The following is a 1,773-nucleotide window of genomic DNA, read 5'->3' as shown; positions in this document are numbered from 1 at the left end:
CGCGACATCCTACAGAAGGTCATTCGTGCCAACCGCCGCTTAAGTTCCAAACAGAATGGAACATTGCACTAGCTGCGTTTCATGGTAGGGGCCTCACAGGTGCACAATTTTTCTCGGCTAACAGCGGTGTCGAGGTCCTATCTTTAGTGGAAGATGCGCTTATGCAACCTGGTCAACGGGCCATCATCTGCCCGCCGTGCTTTGGCGAATACTCAAAATCTCTATTGAGTAAGGGATGCGAGATAGACAAGGTGCCACTTATTGAACCCGGTTTCCGTTTGGACACCAATTCGATCTTACGCAAGGTTGCCAAGAATACCGCGCTGCTATATCTCTGCAATCCCAACAATCCGACCGGCACGTGGTTTGTAGAAAATGTATTAAGTGGAGTTCTTGATAAAATACCTGACAATGTCACCGTCATTTACGACGAGGTGTATTATCAATTCGCTACGGAAGAGAGCCTTCCTGACGCTATCCGGCATGTCCTCGACGATCGGAATATCGTGATTGTTCATAGCTTCTCTAAGGCTTATGGTTTGGCTGGTATGCGGATTGGTTATGGGATCGCGCCCCAGCGGATAGCACGGAAAGTGCAAAATCGGAAACGAAATTTCCACCTAAACACAGCAGGAATGGAAGCGGCAATGGCCGCGTTGGAGGATATAGTTCATTTGCAGCGTACCGTCGATAACAACCATGTCGAGCGGCGCAGGCTCGCGGCTGGGCTGAACGCACTGAAACTGGAAGTGACGCCAAGCCAGGCAAACTTCCTCATGGTGCGCTGTCCCGAAGGCTACAACGCTGAGGAACTGACAGCGCTCCTGGTTGGGCACGGGGTGATGGTACGTCCCGCAGCCGCACTGCATAAGAATCACGGTTGGTACACCAGGCGACAATACGCGCTTACTCACTTTATTGGCTACGATTCAGGAGGGTTGAAGACTATGAGAGCTATGACGGGGGGGAGGCAGCGGTTCTTTCTTTGCACAATCTCGGAATAAAGACAGTATTCGGCCTGCCTGGCATGCAGAACGATTGGCTCTATAACGCATTCTACGATCATCAAGAAAAATTCCGAATTATCCACACGCGGCACGAGCAAGGCGCGGCGTATATGGGACTTGGCCATGCTCTGGCCAGCGATTCGCCCACAGTATTCAACGTTGTTCCGGGGCCGGGCCTTCTCAATGCAACGGCCGCGATGTCAACGGCATACGCACTTAACGCAAAGCTGATGTGCTTGACTGGTCAGATAAACTCAACCGCAATAGGCAAGGGTTGGGGTGAATTGCATGAAATTAATGACCAGCTCTCGATCTTGCGTTCCCTTAGCAAATGGGTAGCATGCGCGAACACTCCATCAGAAATCCCGATCTTGATCAGCGAAGCCTTTCACCAGATGCTGTCAGGTCGACCTCGACCAGTTGGACTTGAGATTCCAATGGACGTGCTGGCGAGCAAGGCTCCCGCAAATCCACAGTTCAAACTTCCCCCTCCCTACGAGCCTCCTCTGGACGAGGAGGCTATCGAAGAGGCGGCCAAGGTGCTAGGCGCTTCAGTTTCTCCAATGATATTTGTTGGAGGCGGCGCGCAAGGCGCGAGCGCACTCGTTTGTCAGTTAGCGGAGGTCTTGCAGGCACCAGTTGTGGCATATCGGACCGGTATGGGAGTTGTGGACGCAATCCACCCAAGATAAGCCGCCAAATAAAATCGCAATTGGCGCCGAGAACGCTTGACAGGTGACGAGGTTCGAGGGGCCGCCGCCCTGCT

Annotated in this window: 2 protein-coding genes; both read left to right on the top strand. The window is 52.7% G+C overall.

What is annotated here, in order from left to right; genetic code table 11:
* The coding region (locus A3A5_RS41925; RefSeq protein ID WP_198293159.1) for a histidinol-phosphate transaminase at positions 1–1,004 on the top strand (1,004 nt) is incomplete at its 5' end.
* On the top strand, positions 986–1,699 hold the full coding sequence (locus tag A3A5_RS41920; protein ID WP_232431402.1) for a thiamine pyrophosphate-binding protein: 714 nt from the start codon (positions 986–988) through the stop codon (positions 1,697–1,699). The genes A3A5_RS41925 and A3A5_RS41920, both read left to right, overlap by 19 nt.
* The last annotated feature ends 74 nt before the right edge of the window (positions 1,700–1,773 follow it).

The sequence above is a fragment of the Cupriavidus sp. UYPR2.512 genome (genome assembly GCF_000379565.1).
In the GTDB taxonomy this organism is placed as follows: domain Bacteria; phylum Pseudomonadota; class Gammaproteobacteria; order Burkholderiales; family Burkholderiaceae; genus Cupriavidus.
This window is presented reverse-complemented; position numbering and strand designations above follow the sequence as displayed.